Source organism: Paraburkholderia sp. GW821-FHT02A12 (assembly GCF_059422005.1).
The window spans coordinates 2,254,669-2,271,334 of record NZ_JBWKWA010000001.1 but is presented as its reverse complement, the minus strand read 5'-3'; the positions used below and the strand labels follow the sequence as shown (position 1 = coordinate 2,271,334).

The window sequence follows — 16,666 nt, the reverse complement described above, 5'->3', positions numbered from 1 at the left end:
ACTACTTCCGTGGTCGAGCCTGTAGACAAGCGCCCATATTTGCTCACAATGCACTCCCCGGGAATTCATCGTGCGTGCGGCCGTCGAGGTGGCGGCCGGCATTTTTCTTGCCGCAGCGGTACAGCGTCGGCTCATCGTCGGCGTGCATGCCCACGGATGCGCTCGGCGTCATCGTGTCAAACCACCATTTGTCGTCCCACCAATCTGCAGTGCGTTCCGTCCGTTTCATCGGGGCGCCGCAGTTTTCACCGGGCGCCCATTCGCCCCATTGCTTGAACAGGAACGGCACGCCAGCCTCGGTGCATTGATCGCGTAGGTCGCGCGCCCAATCTGGATGCATCGGCCGCGCGCCGGGACCGCTTTCGCCGCCCACGATGACCCAATCCAGGTGCGGATAGGCCGCGGTTTCATCAGCGTCCTGTGGGCCGTTCGGCGTAATTCCCGTACCCGTCAGCGCATCGAACCAATCGTATTTATCATCAACGCCGCCGATGGTTGATAGGTTCGCCGGTATCGACCGGAGATTCACGGCGCCGAGCAACGGCTCCATGCTTAGCAAGTTGGGGCAGCCGAGTGCGAGCAGCTTCGGGATGTCACGGGCAGCCTCCGTCTGATTGACGATCGTGATACCGATACGGACATGTTCCGGCCAGCCGCCCGGCTTGAGCCATGTGGCCGGGACCATGCCGCGCACGTTGCCGATGCGCTTGGTCAACAGAAGATGGTCAAGATTCGGGGTGCGCTGAACGAACTGCCAATGTCGCTCGCGCACGCCAGCGGGCGCGAACTTGTCGAATAGGTCCGACATGCTGTTCGTGAAGACGCGACGGCGCACGCCATCTGCCGCCGCCTTGCGATCCCAGCGGATCAGGTCGTTCCAGTGATCTTCACCAAACTCGCGCTTCGGCGCGTCATCACCCCACCCATAGCCAAAACGCTTAGCCAGCGCTTCTGCGTAGCAGCCGTCACAACCCGGGCTGATCTTGCTGCAACCCCAGTGGGTGTTGAACGTGTGATCGGTCCATTCGATATTGCTGTTCTGGCTCAAAGCGCACCTCCAAAGTTTTGCTTTCGGGTGCCGATAAGCGGCACATGGACAAGATCGAAGCTCAAAAAATTCTGGACGCGGCCGACGCGACTGCCGACGCTATCGTTACTGCGCAGTACGGGTACTGCGACATACTCGACAAGGAGATCGGCGCGGCGTACGACCGCGTCCTGTTCGCCCTTCTTGCGGAAAAGGTTGGCGACATGACGATCGCCGACTTCCTTTCCTTGACCTGGTAGCCTGATCACGACATCTACTCCAGCTATTCGCAGATCAATATCTGCCGGTGGTTGTTCGAGCAAACGTCGTCGTGTCCTTCAACGATTCCGTACCAGCACAAATAGGGTGTGCCGTCGCCTGCGATCGCCTTCCACATCTTTCCTGGATAGACGCCGCTCGGGCGCGACGACGAGTATTCATGGAGACGGTCGAACGACGCTCGGCTCAGGACTGCATGTGATTCGTCGACGGCGATCTCTTCGAGGTGTGGCTGTTCCCAGTAACGTCCCAGCGAGTCCACCATCGGAGGGATGACGCTTGAGGCTCGTACGTCGAGATTGGCGGTCATAGGGTCAAGCTCCGTAGTATTTGAGAGAGTCATTCCAGCGTGACCAGCGGTTGTGGCAGGATGGGCACACAGACCGATAGCCGCCTTCGCTGCATCCGTCGGCGACTGGTCCGCAGTAGTACGGCACGCAGTGCAGCCAGTCTCCGATTGCAGGGCACATGGCGCATTCAATGGCCGCCGGCGGCGTCATGTTGACGACATGAAAGTCGCCGCGGTGGATCATGGCTGATCCTTTTGCGCTGGCTTCGTCGCGTTCGCGATGCCCAGATATTCACGCCAGCCGACCTTGCCGCTCTCGGTGAGAAAGCCCCATGCGTTGGAGCGCTTGCCGACCACAAAGATAGACTTCGTTACCACACCGCGGGGCAGCACAAGTCTGTGAAAGCTGTTCGCGCGACGGAACACAACTGCACCGGGTCCGCGCCAGTAAATGCCAAAAGCGTTCATGTAGGCGTGGTCGGCAGCACCCTCCGGAGCGATCCACGACTGGCGGATCGTGTCGAGTGCGGCGCGATACATCAAGGGGCATGTTTTTGCGAATGGAGTAGGTTCGAGCACTTCCCAGAAGCCGCCGGCCAGCACGACTGACACTGACCAGCCTGGGTGATCGTGCGGATGACGGTCTTGATCGCTACGTAGGATCGTATGAGCGCGTATCGCGATGCGCCGACATAGCGCGCGGTACAGAAAGCCCGCACGCGGAACTGCGAAATCTGGCGCTCGCCATGCTGGGGTTCCAGTGTTTCGCTCCGGACTGCGCGCTCCGAGGATCCAGTTTCGAAGCATGTAGCCGGGCAAATCGAAGTACGGGGTCCGCGAAGCGCGTCCGTGGAGTCGCAGGAGAATCAGAACTAGAAGGGCGCGCATCATGCCTCCTGTGCACGGTTAGCCAGAGTTCGGATAGCGTCGGCGTGGTAGTGCGCGTTGTCTCCGCCGGCATCTTCCACGGCTACGATCGCCTGCGCCGGCCAGTGCTTAGCCCTGATGCCATGAAGCACATCAACAACCTGATCGACTGCCCCGGCATTTGCAAACGACACGTATGCAAGCACGTTGCGAGCCGGTGAGCCTTCTGGATACACGTCGCTAGTGTCCGTGCCGATTGGTCTGGGCGGACCCAACTCCATGAAAATAATCCCAGGCTCGCCAACTTCCGCAGAGAAGCAGTCACCGACGGCCACGGTTCCGTAACCCATGCGTGCGCATGTCACTTTGTCAGGTGTATCCGCCTGCACAGTAGCGACCTGCGATTCGGCTTCAATCTCCGCCGTCACGGTCAACTCGTCGCGCACGTGGACCGGTTCGCCTCCTTCAATCCAACTTCCTTCATCGTGGTCATATCGTTCGGCGCGGAATAGGCCATCCTCATCCGGCTCGGCGATCGTGAAGCTGTCGAATGGGCCACCGTAGGTAGGCACATAGCCGAGTTCGGGGTGGTCAAGCCACATGAAGAACCGCATACCTGTGATCGGGCATTCATCCGGGCACCAGCGGCCTTCTTTCATGTCCGGTTTTGCATCGGGCGGCGCAACGATGCGGTCGGCATGGAAGTCATGATGCAGCTCCTGAACGAGCGGCTTTATGTTGTCTTCGATCCACCGCTGCACTTCGCCACCGCTCCACATCTTGCGGATGATCGTCGGGAACGGTGGAAGATCGATAACGGCGATCGGCTCCGGAGCATTCGCGGCACCCGGGCGCCGCGCCTTGTCGATCAGCTTCGACAACGCTCGCACGGTACGTTTAACAAGCCCCGCCGGCTCAGTGAAATAGCTGTCGTTGTAGCTCATGCAAGGGATGTATTTGTCCAACGCGCTGACCTGCGCGGCTACCGCGTCGAACCATTGCGCTGGTCGCTGGTCGATGGGATTTGCCTGATCGGTGTTGCTCTGTTCGTTCATCTCAACTCCAAAATGTGGCTATTGCTGACAGCAGTAAAAGGGCTGCTATTGCTACGCATGTCCAATCGCTACCGTTCATGGATGGTCTGCAGCCGCGCTTAGTTGCCTCCCATTGGCGAGGAATACGGCGCGAGCGAAACCAATGGGCGTCGCACTTCGAATGTCGCCGCGGTCATCAGATGGGGGCGCGGCGTGGATGCGGTTGTCGGGCTCGCCGATTCCTTCTGCCTTGAACGGCGTCGGCATGACGAAGCCATTGCCAACCCACAGGCATGTTTTCTTCGTATAGTTGTCGCCTAGTTCGTAGCCAGTGAACTCGTACGGATGGAACGTGTAATCCGGCTTGCGCCAATGAGTCGAGATAACGCTGACCGGGTTTTCGAGCCCGTATCGCACGCCAAGCGCCTCGAAAAACTCCGCGGCTGCTGCGAACATCTCGATCGACTGGGCAAGCAAGCGCAACCCCTTGCCCTTGAACCACCGGGCGCCGCTGACGGCCACATGAGTGCAAGGCGGAAATGCGAAGCCAAACACAACATCCGAATCCGGCGGCACAGTCGGGAAGCCAAGCAGAGCGTCCCATTGCTGAAAGATGACCCCGTTACGGACTGTGCGGCCAACATGCTGCACGTCATAGCAGATGCATCGATAGCCCGCATCACGCCACGGCTCGGCCATGTTGCCCGTACGATCGAACAGGAAAACAGCCGTAGGTACCAAGTCCATGGTCAGGCTCCTTATCTCCATCTCGTCCTGGTCTGTTAGGCAAACCGATCGACCGGTACAGACGCTCATGCTGCGGCACCTGCCATCTGCTTTTCGTGCGTGAAATTCGCGCCGATCAGCGCAGCTGCGACGTCTGGGCAAACGCTGTTGCCGATCATTCGAACCTGCGCTGACTTGGAAAGCGGCTTGCCGTTGATCTTCGGATCCAGCAGGTAGCTATCTGGGAAACCTTGGGCCCGTGCTAACTCGCGCGGCGCAAGCATCCGCATTCCGATATCGACGATCGCGTATGTCTCGCCGTCGATCGTGACCGTGCCAAGCGCGTCGGGCCCGTGGTATTTCTGCAGCAGCGCGCGCACTTCGCCGACGTGACCGCCGCCGGCCGTGAGTGTCGGCATCGGCTCGCGCATATCTTGGCCGAACTGGTTATTGCGAAGCTTCAGGAGGTGCGATGTCACGACCGCCGTATCTGCCTTGCTCGTGACTGTTGCGACGGGTTCGCTCGCGTCGCGAGGCCGGGACTGGCCGGCCCGGCCGCCGCATCCAACGAGCTGGGCGGTGACGAGCGCGTGATGGTCCTGCGACGTGACCGTGCTCATCGAGCCGCGAAGGTCACTACCCGGCGTCTCGTTGCCGCCGTAGTGTTTCGCAAGGAAGGCGGACACCACGGCATGCTTTACGCCGCCTGCGACCGCCGTGCCGAGCGGCTTGTCGAGGCCTGGCACGCGCGGCTCTTGACCTTCGCGCTCGCCATATCCAGTCTGGATCAGCGTTGCAGAGACGATCTGCTGTTGGCCGCCGCTCGACGTGATTGTGCTTATTGGGGCTTCTGCAGAGCGCCCGGCCTTAACCCCGGTCCGCTCCTTGTTGTGTTGGGCGAGGAAGGCCGTCACAAGAGCCTGCTCGCCCCGGTTGGCCCCAGTCACGGTCGCAATGGGCGCTTCGATATCTGCGATCCGGTCTGCGCCTTGGTGGGTGACGTGCATCAGCGTCGGCGCGACGACATACTTGTCGTTCGAGCTCGTGACCGTGCGCACTGGTTCGTCGGTGCTCCAGACGTTGGGCCCGCGACCAGTGGTCGTGCTGTGGGCGACTGAGACGAGGAATGGTTCCACGACGGCAAACCGGTTTTCCGTACTTTGCGTACGCAGCGGTTCGTCGATCGCGGATCCGCGGAACTCGCCGGCTTTGTCGCCATAGTAGGTGACGATGAATGGATCTGCGGCGTTCACCACGAATTTCATGATGCCTTTGGCGATCCGGCGCAGCGTCGCGTCTTTCAGCGGCCGCGCGCGCTCGAAGATCGACGGGCAGGGCATAGACAAGTCGATACACTCGGCAGCCGTTCGCCACGGCAGGAGCTTGCCGGTCTTCACCGCTTCGGTTTTCGGGTCGCCGTGCGTCGGGGTTGGCCATACGATCGGCCGTCCATCGCGGCGGCAGAAGACGTAGAGGCGTTTGCGAATCGTTGGCGTGCCGTAGTCGCACGCGCGCAAGATGCGCCACTCTGCCTTGTAGCCTAAACCGGCATACAGGCGCTCCATCGGGAAGTCGGCACCGAGGGTCTCATAGATCTCGTCGGCGTCCGGATGATCCTTTGGCAGGCCTGTCGACAGCGCGGCGATGAATGCCTTAAACGTGCGTCCCTTCTCCGATTTGATCGGGCGACCCTCGTCGTCCAGTGGGCCCCAGTCCTGGAATTCCTCAACGTTCTCGAGCGCGATGCAGCGCGGTGCCTGAAACGTTGCCCACTTGAGCGTCACCCACGCGAGTCCGCGAATCTTCTGCTCGCGCGGCTTGCCGCCCTTGGCTTTGCTGTGGTGCTTGCAGTTGTGGACAACGATCCCATCTGCAATGTAGGTCTCGTCGTCTTCAACGGAAATATTGAATACTTCCATCTCGGTGACTGCGTCGGACACGCGCTGGACGCGCGACCAGTTGTGCAATCCATCGCGGACCGTTTGCTTCCGCTGTGGCTCGGTTCTCCACCGCACCAAATAGCACGGCTTTGCGTCTACTGATCGACCTTCGATTTCACGGCTGTTTTCCCGGGGGCCAAATACCTGGGCTGTATAACCAAGACTTTCCGCCAACGCTTTTGTGCTGAAGGCAAGCGCACGTGAGATCGTTACTGTCTCTGTTACCGAGAAGCCTTTGACGCGGAGATCGCTACCGTCAGCAGAGACGTAGCCGTCAAGCAGCGCCCGACGCAGGCTTTCTGAACAGCCAAGCGCCCACGCAGGAAAACTCTTGACGCCGCCGCCATGACCAAACTCAGTACGTAGCCATTCGACCAAGCCACGATGGCTCGTTGAGAACTGGTATGCCGTCGCCGTGTCCCGCTCATGCCATGCGATTTCACCAAATCCAGAGCGGGCGCCTTCTCGTGGCCACGCATTCAGCTTTTCGCCAAGGGCCACTGCTTCGCTCTTTCCGCAGATGATGACTAGTTCGGCTCGGTCAGCGGTAGTGCGCGACCAACCGTCGCCGACATACCTTCCGGCCAGCCACATAAGCCGCTCGTCGACGGTTACACCGCGACCGGCAACAGATGGGATTGGAAGGGAAGGAAAGACGCAGGGCGTAGCGCAGAAATGCCGATCACCGCCCACGGCATTCATGTCCGCGGTACCCACTCGGAGGTCTCGCGCAGGGACCCACTCAGGCGCGCTGAGCGTGCGTTCGTAGCGTCGGTTGGCATTGTCCCAGATGTTCGTCATCGCGCGGGCGTAGAAGGGGTGCTCAGCGCTAACAAGAATCGTCGGGACGCCCTGAATATCCACTTCGTGGACCGACTTAGTGTTAGACATCGTCGCGTAGACCCTGCGATAGCGTCCGGCGTGTGTCAGCACCATGTCTCCTTCGCGAATCGATTCAATGGACCGGTATCCGCGATCGGTCAAGATCAAGGTTCCCGCCGGGAAACAATCAGGACTGAACCATGCGAGCCCGATCGGTCGCTCGCCGGTCACGAAACCGGGATGGATAGCAAACACGTCCTCCGGATAGTGCTTCGTGCCAGGATGGTTCGCTGCGTGCATCGCGAGCGCCTCTTCATCGTGGTTTATCGCAATGTCGATCGGGCGCCCAAAAGCACGCTCGATGCCTGTGCTTGCGCCACCGCCTCCGGCAAAGTTGTCGACGATTAGTTCGTTGCCGAGGTCAAGCGAAAGGGAGATGGAGTCGCGCTTCATGTCTTGTTTGGTTGAGGTGGAAGGCACGGGCCGAATCAGTCGTCGTGACCGGGATAGTTGGTGTTGATGTAGTCCGGGTCTTCATCGACGATCAGCTTCGTGCCGGCTGCGTACATCTGGAAGAGGCGACGCTCGAAGCCATACAGGGGACCGATGAAAAGGGATTTTTTCGGATCCTTTTCGTCGATTTTCAGGCTGTACACGTGGCCTTCCTTATTGGTCGCGATCTGAATTGCACAGCTGTATTTCCGAACGCCTTCCTTCTCGTCGAGATATACGTGGTGATATCCCTCGCACGAACCACCGTCCTCCACGATCAAGGTGATCCGGCCGGGCCCATCGCACGAGCACCCGGCATCCTCTGACCGGTCCTTGATGAACTGTTCGACCAATTCGGAGAGCTTGATCTCCGTAGGAGCAGGGCTAAGCAAGTCTTTCATTTGCTGCTCGACCTGATTGGCCAAAACCGTTTGCACATTCGAATCGACCTGCTGCCGAATGACTTTCAGGATCAGATCGTTATAGCCGGGCAAGCCGAGGTTGCTGAAATCGACCTGCAGCGAGGCTTTGACCTGCTCTTCGACGGCCTTGCCGAAGTCCGAATAGCTGCGCAACTGCTCTTTGATGATGGAGCCGATGGTGTCCGTCAGTTGCTTTTCAATCGCCGCCTCAATTGCGCCGGATGCGACGATTTTCGAAAATGCCGTTGCGACAACCTGATCTAGCTGTTCCATGAAGTCATCTCGCGTAAAAAAAGCGGCCGCTATCCGAGCCGGCCACCAAAAAGGCAGCGCATACGGGGAGTAGCGCCGCCGACCAGGAAAGAAAGCTAGGAAATCACCGCGGTGTAGACCGGTCGAACGGACTCGATCGCCTTCTTGACGGTGACAATGAAATCGATGTGTGCGCGCGGCCCGCGCGTCGGGCGGTCGCATGCGGTGAAGATCGTTTTGAGTGCGCTTGCAGCCTGAAGCGACTTCACGAAGTGCTCCGCCGGTTCGCGCTCGCCGAAATCTGCGACCCAGTGATCCATTCGATCTGGGCCGACGACCTCATAAACGCTGTACGTGTTGTGATCGCCGTCCGGTACGACAGTGACGCACACGGCGCCTTGAATGATCGTCTGTAGAGTCGGTTTGATAACAAATTCAGGCATCTTTCAAAGTTCCGAGAGGAGCGATGCTGCGTTATGCCGGAGCGCTTAGGCCGGCCGCACGCTGATTGACCGCGCGCTCGATCCGAACTGCGCTAGCGCCGTGTCAAAGAGCGCGAACGAGCTCGCCGCTATCCCGGTACCGCGATAGCGGCCGGCCGCCGTGTAGACCGTGATCACGAACTTATGCACTTCCGAGCTCGCGATCAGAACGTGCGCCGACACCGCACATAGCGCGCGCGACCACTGCGAAAAAAAGGAACACTGCAATTGCGAAGAACATTTAAGCCTCCTGTATGCATATGTGGATATGGCAGCGCGCAACTGTTCCGGTTCACTTCGCCCATCCTGACCAACCCGCACTTTTATTCGCTGTAGGGCTGGCTTCGGCTCTTCGCTGCGGACTCCGAGTAACGCGCTGCCATGTCGAGAACTATACGCGGTGAGAATGCGCAAAGCAATATAAATATGCGTATATGGCTAGTTCTGTGGAAATGCTTATGACCGCATCCACGCCGTCGCGACGGGATCCGGGTGTGGGCGCCATCCAGGCTGAATGTGGGGATTTTCGCTCTTGCGCAGCGCATCGTTTGCAAAGTTGTCGAGGGCTTCACCGGTTGGTCGTGGGCCGATCGAATACAGGCGCATCAGGCCAATCGACTCGCACAGATGGATCTGTCGACCTATGGCCATATGCTGGAGGTAGCCTCGCGCGCCGCTCGCGCTGAGGCCGGTGAAGGCCATCACCGCCTGGTAGTCGATCGGCTTCCGGGCAGCTTCAGCAGCGATCTGCTCCATGATCTTTTGGGACTTTGCGCTTCGATATTTGCACTCAGCCATTTTCAACCTCGGGCGGTGTGAACCGACGAATCTGCTCGGTAAGGAACTGCGTAACGACGATCCGCTGGTGCCGGTTCATTTCCGCGATTGCGTCGTCTGGGATGCCGCGAAGGAAGGTCGCAATGTTGCTCAGACCCGCCAGAAGCTCGGCCCGTTCTGTAGGGCTTTCCGCGAACATGCCAACGATGTCCTCGGCGCTCACATGCACGTCTACCTCAGCTTGCGTCTCAATCCATTTCTTGATTTTCAAGCGCACCTCCCTTTGTCGGAATCAATTCGCCGATCGGCAGATCCTTGCCGGCCGATGCGTCGCCATACACCTGGTGATAGACCGCTAGCTGCTGCTTGCGCGTGGTTGCCTTCTGCAGCTCGTCCGTTGCGTTCAGGCCTTGACCGATTGCAATGAACTCGTCGCCCTTCAGTACGAACCGGCCCAGTTCCTTGTATCGCTTGCCAAGCTCGGACACGGCAAGCACCGCTTTCGCCATATCGTCCAGCACATCACCATCGAAATACTGTCCAGCCAGAAGCTGACCGATGTTGATGCGAAAGGCGAGGGTATGCCACGATGTTTCGGTACCGGCGCCGTCCCGAATATTGTTCAGTTCGACGTGCGGCACGAGGTTGAGACGCAACTCATCCGCCCCGCCGTAGCGCAGCAGGACCGGGATGCGGGCTTCTCGCGGCTGAGCCTGAGCTACCCGGCGCGTGACGCGCGACACGCGCTTTTGGCGCTTTGCCGCGCGTTCGGCTCTCAAGGTTTCAGACAGGCTCACGGGAGTCCTCGACCGCGAACTGCTCATACAGCGCGTCGATGCGCTCGATCTGGTCGTCGGTCGCGCGGATGACTGCGCCGGCTTCCATGTGTGCGAGCAGGGGTTCGAGTAGCGCTGCATCGTCGGCGGCCAAGGTCGCGCGGCAGGATTCAATGAGGCGAAGCTTTTCAAATAGGCGGATCATGGGTGGCTCTCGGATGAAGGGGGCTGCTTAGTTGGAGATGGTGAGCGCGCGCAGGCCATCTTCCGCATACAGGATCGCGCAGGCCAGGATGCCGCACGCGAGCATGCGCAGGATCAGGCCACCAGTGGTGGGGATGGGGGGCTTCATGCCGCCAGCTCGGTCGCGACAACGTTCGAAACGACGCCATCCAGAATGCATGCCGACTGGAAATGCTCCGGCAGGCCTGTCGCCCAGTTGGCGCGCAGATCGCCGTTTGCAGCTTGCGCGGGTGGCTCGTTGAGCGTCATCGTTACCACGGCGGATTCCAGATCGCCGGTCGCGACGTATGCGTTTAGCCATTCGATCAAGTCTTGCCGCGCGCTCGCCTGCAGAATGTCCGCCGCGTCGATGCACAGGAATCGCAGCCCTGAGAGCACCGCGAGCGCACCCGCGATCAGCACGTCTGCGCGGAACTGCTCGCTCTTGGAGCGCATGACATACGGACGCGCGCCGTACTTGATGAGCATGTCCGGTCCGATGGCGGGTACTTCCCATTGAGTGAACTCGGCAAATTCGGCGAGCATCAGATTGACTGGTTCAACCGCGGTGGACATGAGGTCATTCGGGATGCCGGTCGGGGATAGGGCGATTGCGATCGCTTCCCACTGAGCGACATCGGCATGGTGGCCGGCCGCCGTGCCGGTGATTTCGTCGGCTGCGTCGGCCTTGCGCTTCGCTTCGTTTAGCGTCGCCAGTTCATCTTGCGCCGCGCGGCGCTCGGTGCGAAGGTCGTCAATTGCAGAGCGGGCCGCGTCGATCGCGCTTTGCGTTACGCCTTCTTCCTTCGATTGCTCCAGTTCCGAGAGGGCGGCTACTGCGGAATCCACCGTCGTCAAATCGCGCTCGCCGCTTTCGACGGACCGCTTCATGGTCGCGAGAGCCTGCTCATATTCTGGCAACTTGGCTGCCGCCTCGTCATCGCGGGTAACCTTCGGCGGCACGTATGCGACAAGTTTGTCGCCGCCTCGCTCGACCAGGCCGCCGCAGTGGGGGCACGCATCGGGCTTTTTGGCCGCGGCACCAGTCGCTTTGGCGCGCGTTTCATCGACTTTAGTTTGCCATTTCGCATGCTCCGCGCGGTCGAGCGTCAGCTTCTCGACGACGCGTGCGCGCCGCGCGGCCGTGGTCTGCAATGCTTCAATGCGGGTAGCCTGATCGCGCGCACGGTTGGCGCGGCCGGTCAGTTCACCGAGCGCCTCGGAGCCGGTATTGATATGAATGTCGAGCTCGTCGATGCGCGCCGCAGTGGAAGCAATCTGCTCGGCGTCGAATTCGGGTTTGACCGCCTTCCATGTCTCAGCCTTGACCGGACCGTAGGTTTCGCCGGTCCGCGCCTTCCACGCACCCTTCGCTTCGCGCGCCTTTGCCGAAGCTTCTTTCGCGGCGAAATCAAAGCCGTTAATCACGAGCGGCGCGGCTTCCTTCGACTTTTCGACATCGCAATTGCGCTTGATGAGGCGCTCGAGCACGGCCGACGGCGTCGCGTCGACGCGCGTCAGCGTATAGAGAAACTCCCGGCGCTCGTCGGGCGTGATCGCCGCAAAGCGCGCCGGATCAAGCACGAAGGGCAGAGCGGCCTGGATCAGAACCGACTCGCCCATGGTCACACCCGGATACTCAAAGGCCTGCGCGCCGCTCGGTAGCGCGAGCGATGCCTTGCCACCAGTCCATTCGATAACCGCGCTCCCGGCCTTTGCGCCGCTGCGGTCGTGGATCAGATCCTTGAATTCCTTCTTCTGTCCAACGCGCGTGGAAACGCCCGTCATGGCGTGGCGAATAATCTCGCAAAGCCCGCTCTTTCCTTTGCCGTTCTCGGCGCCGATCAGAAGGATCGGCTTATCAATGGTCAGTTGAGCGCGATGGATCGCGAGGATATCGGTGATGTCGAGGCCTGTTAGGCGCATGGTGTGATCCGTTTGTGGTTTGTGTATGCGTAAATGGCTAGATTCCGTCGTGCGAATAGACGCGTCAGGCCAGGTTCAATTGCGCCGTTGTCTGGCGGGTGGGCCGAACGCGGGTCGTGCGCGGTGTGATGTTGGCCAGTTCAGCGGAGGCGATCTGTTCCACGGCTTGCGAAACTGGCTCCGCTTGCTGCATGGCGGGTTCCGGATCCTGTGCCTCGTGGACCGCATCGGCGGCCATTTGGTTGATGGCTTCAATGGACGGCGCTACGTCGAGCGCGGGACCGGTGGGCGCGGCCGTCGCGGGAGAAGGCTCCGCGTCTGCGTGCTTGTGCGCGACGACACCCACGATGGCGCTTTTGATCCGCTCCGCCGAGCCTTTGCGTTCGGATTTGTCCGCAGCTTTCGCCTTGCCGTCGGTGGTCGGCGCGTCAAACCATTGCGGCGCCCGGCGATCCATGATGGATTGCCAACTGATCTCACCGTCGCGCAGGAAGTCGGCGGTGCAGCGCAACTCGACGATTTCAGCGGCGGTGCACGCGTCGGCGCCATGGCCAAGGTACAGCTCGAGCGATTCGGCGTTGATGCCCAGTCGCTCAAGTGCGTCGAGTATCTGCTTGCGCGCGCCGTCGATATCCTTGTTGATCTCCACCTCGCGCGCGGCGCGGATCGTTTCTCGCGCTTCCGCCTGGATATCGCTCGGAACGAGTTTCAGCCCAAGCGACCGGATCGCCTTGGACGTCAGCACCGCGCGGCGGTTCAGCATGTCATCGTCGCTGGCCGGCAGTGCATACACCGGACGGCCGGCGGCGTTGGTACGGACCGACGCGAACGAGCCGTCGAGCGCAGGCTGGAATCGCTCAACTGTCTTGGTAACAGGGAACTCGATGGGATACGTCACGTTCGCCTCAAGGTCGGTCACGCGTACGAGGCGCGTCTCCCGGGCGTCATCGTCGGCAATCAACTCGGTCTCGACCAGGATGTTCGTCAAGCAGCGGATCGCCAATTCAACGAAGCCGATCCCGAGGCCTTCGCCAGTGATCGGGTGGAAATACCACGTGCGCTTGTCATTCGCGACTCGAGGGCGCTTGCATTCCTGGATGATCTTCTGGCAGGCCTGCTCAAGGTTGCGCGGCCGGCGCATCGCCATGAGATGGCGCGCATCGACCGATGCTTTCGCGAGCGATGCGGCAGGAGAGTCCGGGAAGCCGAACTCAGATTGCGGCGAAGACGCCTTGATAGCCGCCGCGGCGGATTGGGTAGCACTCATGGATCGTTCCTCATTTAAGCCGGAAAATGCGGCTCTTGGTGGACTGTGTGAATTGCTCCGCCAGCTCAGGATGCGCGCGGCGGAACCCGTCGATATTGAAGCGGGCGGTGCTGCTGGTCTTCCAGGTAATGACAGGGCGGCCGCGGTGCGTCAACGTCGCGCGCTCGCCCATATAGGACTTGATTCCGATCTCGTAGGCTTCGATTTCGGCGGCGATCACTTCGGCGCGCACGTTCGCCGCCTTGAGATTCGAGACGAGCGTGAAGACGCGCTGGTCGATCTCGACCTTTCCGCCGTCATCGATCGGATAGATCGAGGCTATGTCGCTGTTCGTCTCGGGCTGCGGTGGAACGCCGGCGAGCACGTGGTTAAACCAGAAGTCGCGGCACTTGCTGATGAGCAGGGCCTCGAGCTCGAAGTCGCGCTCAATGTGGAATTCCCGATAGTCGTTCCCACCAAACAGCGCGGCCAAGCGCGCGTAGCTGTAGTTCATAACGGCCATGTACCACGCGCACTGCGCGACATAGCAAAGCGGAACGTCGTCGCTATCTTCCTCGCCCCAAAGCCGCGCCATGTGCTTGTCGACATTCTTGATCTCCAGCACACCCGGCTTTTCGCTGGGGATGGTGGCGTCGAGATTGCCAATCATCCAAGGGTGCTCGGGATGCCGCGCGGTGGGCGGCGACCGCACGATATCGATGCCGTGCTCTTCGGCGAACCGGTCGGCAATTACCGGTTCGATCACACGACCCCAGTATGTTCGCTCGTTGGGTTCGTCATCAGGCGATTCGGTCGCAACCTTGGAGAGATAGATTCCCACCCGCGTACGGAAGCCCGGGAGCCCGACGATAGGGCCGGCGTCGGAGCCACCAATACCAGTCTTTCGACCGGCAAGGAATTCGAGGCGGCTCACAGATCAACGCCGGTTATCCGCCCGCGATGGAGCGCCGCGATCCGCTGCACGCGCGCTGCGCGTTCTGCTTCCAATTGGCGGATCGAGATGTCTATGCCGCGAAGATCGGACTCGTGCCAGACAAGCCGGGCCATGAAGATGATCTGTCGAAGATGTCGCAACATTGCACTTGTTCCTTGTGACGTTTGCGGCTATATTAGCCACATACGCATACACAAGCAAGCAGGCAAATGAACTTTCGCGTTAATACGTTACGCATAAAAAAAGCCCACCTAAGATGGTGGGCCTTGCGATACGGGGCGACTCGAACCGAAATGGGTGGCGGCCTATTTGGCGGCTCGCTTCTTGGCGGGTGGGAGTGCCGGGCTGGCCTTGACGACTGTCGGTTTCGGACCAGTGCGCCGAACTCGCCGAGGATCGGCTTCCGCCTGCTGCAGGGCTGCAGCGCGCGTTGCATCGCCAACAGCTTCCTGGGCTACCTTGTACTCGTACTCTGCGATGACCGATTTGATAAAGGCCTCGACGCGGGCCTTCTCATACGAAGGAATGCGCGCATACCGATCCCGTTCGTAATCGATCCCACCTCGCTCCGGATCGTCGCGCAACAGATCGCCCATGTCACGGCCAAATGCATCCGCGATTTTTTGGATCACGTCCACCGAGCATGCCACCTGCCCGTGGAGGATGCGCCCGATAGTCGTCTGGCCGGCTCCTGAAATATCTCCGAGCCGTTTCTGGTTGTAAAGCTGAACGTGGCCATCCATCCACTCGCTCAAGCGCGCGGCGAGGACTTGCCTGCCTCGAAGAGTAGTTGTTGTCATGTTCGACCTCTATGTGGTTGTTAAGGGTGTAGGCGGCCTTTGTTAAGCCAGTGATGCATTTGTAAAGCCTGTGCTGCATTTGAAAAGGAGTCTAATCTAATAGATTTAGCCATGCAAGCAACTTTTAGCCGAATATGGCGCGGTCCAGACTGTTGCAGTCTTGCAAATGTAGCCAGATGTGCATACCATAAGCTGAATAATCGATCTTTGTGAGGGTGTGACCGTGGGAGAGAGCGCAGAAGAATCGCAGCTGGAAGCCGTCAAACGCTTGGCGGAGAAGCACTTCAAGCGAAAGCGCGGGGTGCTCGCGGATCTAGCGGGAGTTCCGCGCAACACGGTGCAGAAGATCCTGATGGGCTACACGCGTCAACCGTTGTCGGGGACTTTGCAAAAGCTCTATGACGCATTGATAAGAGTCGAAGACGATGCTCTGAAGGCACTTCAGGCCGACGTCGAGAGACTCCAAGCGGAAGCGGATGCTTTGCAATTGAAAACAGGTGGCCAGCCACCCGAGTGCGGGCTGGAAGTGGGCGCAGTGGCATGCATTCCGGCGCCTGAGGCGCACGGAGCAATAGCTTGACCTCCGGAAGTGAGCGCGCGGGCCTGCGGCAGGTGGGGAATATCGATGTCCCGGATTCTGTCATGTCGCATCGCTTCGCTATCGAAGCGCTCGCTTCGGCGATGTTGCTGACGGAAAAACGCGATCCGCTGAAACAAGTGGTTGGCACCGGAAACACGCGCAAATGTGAGTTGTACGGCTGGGCGCCATGTGTCGATAGCCATCGGGATGCCACCGGCTTTGTCTATCTGGTCACGCTGAATGGTGGCACTACGTCCCTCGCGGCATTCCAGGGGGATGACGTCGTTGAAGTCTTCTTGCCGCCCGGCGCGGTCGTCCGGCTCGATGATCACCTCGAGCACTGGACGACCGACTCCGGGCCTCGCGTCGCGGCGTTTGTCGGCTCCTATGAGGAAGCGGACGACGCCGGCGCGATCGAGATCCTGCGGGGAGGTATTGAGGCGCTCGCGCGCGGTGATTACTACGGCGCGCCGCGCGTGCGCCCAGGCTTCCGGGCGATGCTCGATGACGAGTGCCACGCGATGACAGGCGACGGGCAGAGCATTGAGATGGTGCTGATCGAGGATGCGCAGGCTCAGGATCGCATCGTCGTGCCGTGCACGATATGCGGAAGGCCTGCATGCCGAGTCGACGAACACTGGCCGTACCACACGGAACGCTCGCGATGTCGTGAGCACCTGCATAGAGAAGTTGGCGGCCATTCGCTTGCGCCAGTGTAGCCATATATGCATACATGAGCCATATTGCGAGCC

General features: G+C 60.2%; 19 protein-coding genes. 3 read left to right on the top strand and 16 right to left on the bottom strand.

The genetic code is table 11. The annotated features are described in order from the left end of the window. Window positions 1–43: 43 nt before the first annotated feature. Entirely contained in the window at window positions 44–1,048 is a 1,005-nt protein-coding gene (locus AC07WT_RS10225; protein ID WP_494947008.1) for a phage Gp37/Gp68 family protein, read from the bottom strand. Window positions 1,049–1,092: 44 nt separating this feature from the next. Here AC07WT_RS10225 and AC07WT_RS10220 point away from each other — a divergent pair, with 44 nt between their 5' ends. After that, window positions 1,093–1,287 carry a hypothetical protein gene (locus tag AC07WT_RS10220; protein WP_494947007.1) on the top strand — a complete coding sequence of 65 codons (195 nt, stop codon included), beginning with the start codon at window positions 1,093–1,095 and terminating at the stop codon, window positions 1,285–1,287. A gap of 23 nt (window positions 1,288–1,310) precedes the next feature. On the opposite strand, the gene AC07WT_RS10215 is transcribed toward AC07WT_RS10220, so the two are convergent. From AC07WT_RS10215 to AC07WT_RS10145, 15 genes are all read right to left on the bottom strand, one after another. Further along, window positions 1,311–1,616, bottom strand: coding sequence for a hypothetical protein (locus AC07WT_RS10215; RefSeq protein ID WP_494947006.1), 306 nt, complete (start codon window positions 1,614–1,616; stop codon window positions 1,311–1,313). A 219-nt stretch (window positions 1,617–1,835) separates the two neighbouring features. Continuing rightward, window positions 1,836–2,135, bottom strand: a complete 300-nt coding sequence (locus AC07WT_RS10210) for a hypothetical protein (RefSeq protein ID WP_494947005.1) — start codon at window positions 2,133–2,135, stop codon at window positions 1,836–1,838. Window positions 2,136–2,482: 347 nt separating this feature from the next. After that, on the bottom strand, window positions 2,483–3,517 hold the full coding sequence (locus AC07WT_RS10205) for a hypothetical protein (RefSeq protein WP_494947004.1): 1,035 nt from the start codon (window positions 3,515–3,517) through the stop codon (window positions 2,483–2,485). A gap of 75 nt (window positions 3,518–3,592) precedes the next feature. Beyond that, window positions 3,593–4,312, bottom strand: a complete 720-nt coding sequence (locus tag AC07WT_RS10200; protein WP_494947003.1) for a hypothetical protein — start codon at window positions 4,310–4,312, stop codon at window positions 3,593–3,595. Next, the gene (locus tag AC07WT_RS10195) at window positions 4,309–7,437 is read right to left on the bottom strand and encodes a DNA cytosine methyltransferase (RefSeq protein WP_494947002.1); all 3,129 of its coding nucleotides are present in this window, start codon (window positions 7,435–7,437) and stop codon (window positions 4,309–4,311) included. Before AC07WT_RS10195 ends, AC07WT_RS10200 begins: the two co-directional genes overlap by 4 nt. 35 nt (window positions 7,438–7,472) lie before the next feature. Beyond that, entirely contained in the window at window positions 7,473–8,372 is a 900-nt protein-coding gene (locus AC07WT_RS10190; RefSeq protein WP_494947001.1) for a hypothetical protein, read from the bottom strand. 716 nt (window positions 8,373–9,088) lie between these two features. Further along, window positions 9,089–9,430, bottom strand: a complete 342-nt coding sequence (locus AC07WT_RS10185; protein WP_494947000.1) for a hypothetical protein — start codon at window positions 9,428–9,430, stop codon at window positions 9,089–9,091. Further along, window positions 9,423–9,680 carry a hypothetical protein gene (locus tag AC07WT_RS10180; protein ID WP_494946999.1) on the bottom strand — a complete coding sequence of 86 codons (258 nt, stop codon included), beginning with the start codon at window positions 9,678–9,680 and terminating at the stop codon, window positions 9,423–9,425. The genes AC07WT_RS10185 and AC07WT_RS10180 overlap by 8 nt, the downstream gene beginning before the upstream one ends. Beyond that, on the bottom strand, window positions 9,658–10,206 hold the full coding sequence (locus tag AC07WT_RS10175) for a hypothetical protein (RefSeq protein WP_494946998.1): 549 nt from the start codon (window positions 10,204–10,206) through the stop codon (window positions 9,658–9,660). Before AC07WT_RS10175 ends, AC07WT_RS10180 begins: the two co-directional genes overlap by 23 nt. Continuing rightward, a complete protein-coding gene (locus AC07WT_RS10170) occupies window positions 10,193–10,390 on the bottom strand; it encodes a hypothetical protein (RefSeq protein WP_494946997.1) in 198 nt (65 codons plus the stop codon). Before AC07WT_RS10170 ends, AC07WT_RS10175 begins: the two co-directional genes overlap by 14 nt. A gap of 143 nt (window positions 10,391–10,533) precedes the next feature. Next, a complete protein-coding gene (locus AC07WT_RS10165; protein WP_494946996.1) occupies window positions 10,534–12,333 on the bottom strand; it encodes a hypothetical protein in 1,800 nt (599 codons plus the stop codon). 64 nt (window positions 12,334–12,397) lie between these two features. Continuing rightward, the gene (locus AC07WT_RS10160; protein ID WP_494946995.1) at window positions 12,398–13,600 is read right to left on the bottom strand and encodes a hypothetical protein; all 1,203 of its coding nucleotides are present in this window, start codon (window positions 13,598–13,600) and stop codon (window positions 12,398–12,400) included. Between the two features lie 10 nt (window positions 13,601–13,610). After that, a complete protein-coding gene (locus tag AC07WT_RS10155; protein ID WP_494946994.1) occupies window positions 13,611–14,513 on the bottom strand; it encodes a YqaJ viral recombinase family nuclease in 903 nt (300 codons plus the stop codon). Continuing rightward, the gene (locus AC07WT_RS10150; protein ID WP_494946993.1) at window positions 14,510–14,677 is read right to left on the bottom strand and encodes a hypothetical protein; all 168 of its coding nucleotides are present in this window, start codon (window positions 14,675–14,677) and stop codon (window positions 14,510–14,512) included. Before AC07WT_RS10150 ends, AC07WT_RS10155 begins: the two co-directional genes overlap by 4 nt. A gap of 162 nt (window positions 14,678–14,839) precedes the next feature. After that, window positions 14,840–15,334 (bottom strand): helix-turn-helix domain-containing protein, encoded by a 495-nt coding sequence (locus tag AC07WT_RS10145; protein ID WP_494946992.1) that lies wholly within the window; start codon window positions 15,332–15,334, stop codon window positions 14,840–14,842. 223 nt (window positions 15,335–15,557) lie between these two features. Between AC07WT_RS10145 and AC07WT_RS10140 the strand changes: the two genes are divergently transcribed. Both AC07WT_RS10140 and AC07WT_RS10135 read left to right on the top strand, forming a co-directional pair. Next, window positions 15,558–15,914: a hypothetical protein gene (locus AC07WT_RS10140; RefSeq protein ID WP_494946991.1), complete on the top strand. Its 357-nt coding sequence runs from the start codon at window positions 15,558–15,560 to the stop codon at window positions 15,912–15,914. 62 nt (window positions 15,915–15,976) lie between these two features. After that, on the top strand, window positions 15,977–16,633 hold the full coding sequence (locus AC07WT_RS10135) for a hypothetical protein (protein WP_494946990.1): 657 nt from the start codon (window positions 15,977–15,979) through the stop codon (window positions 16,631–16,633). Window positions 16,634–16,666: the final 33 nt, after the last annotated feature.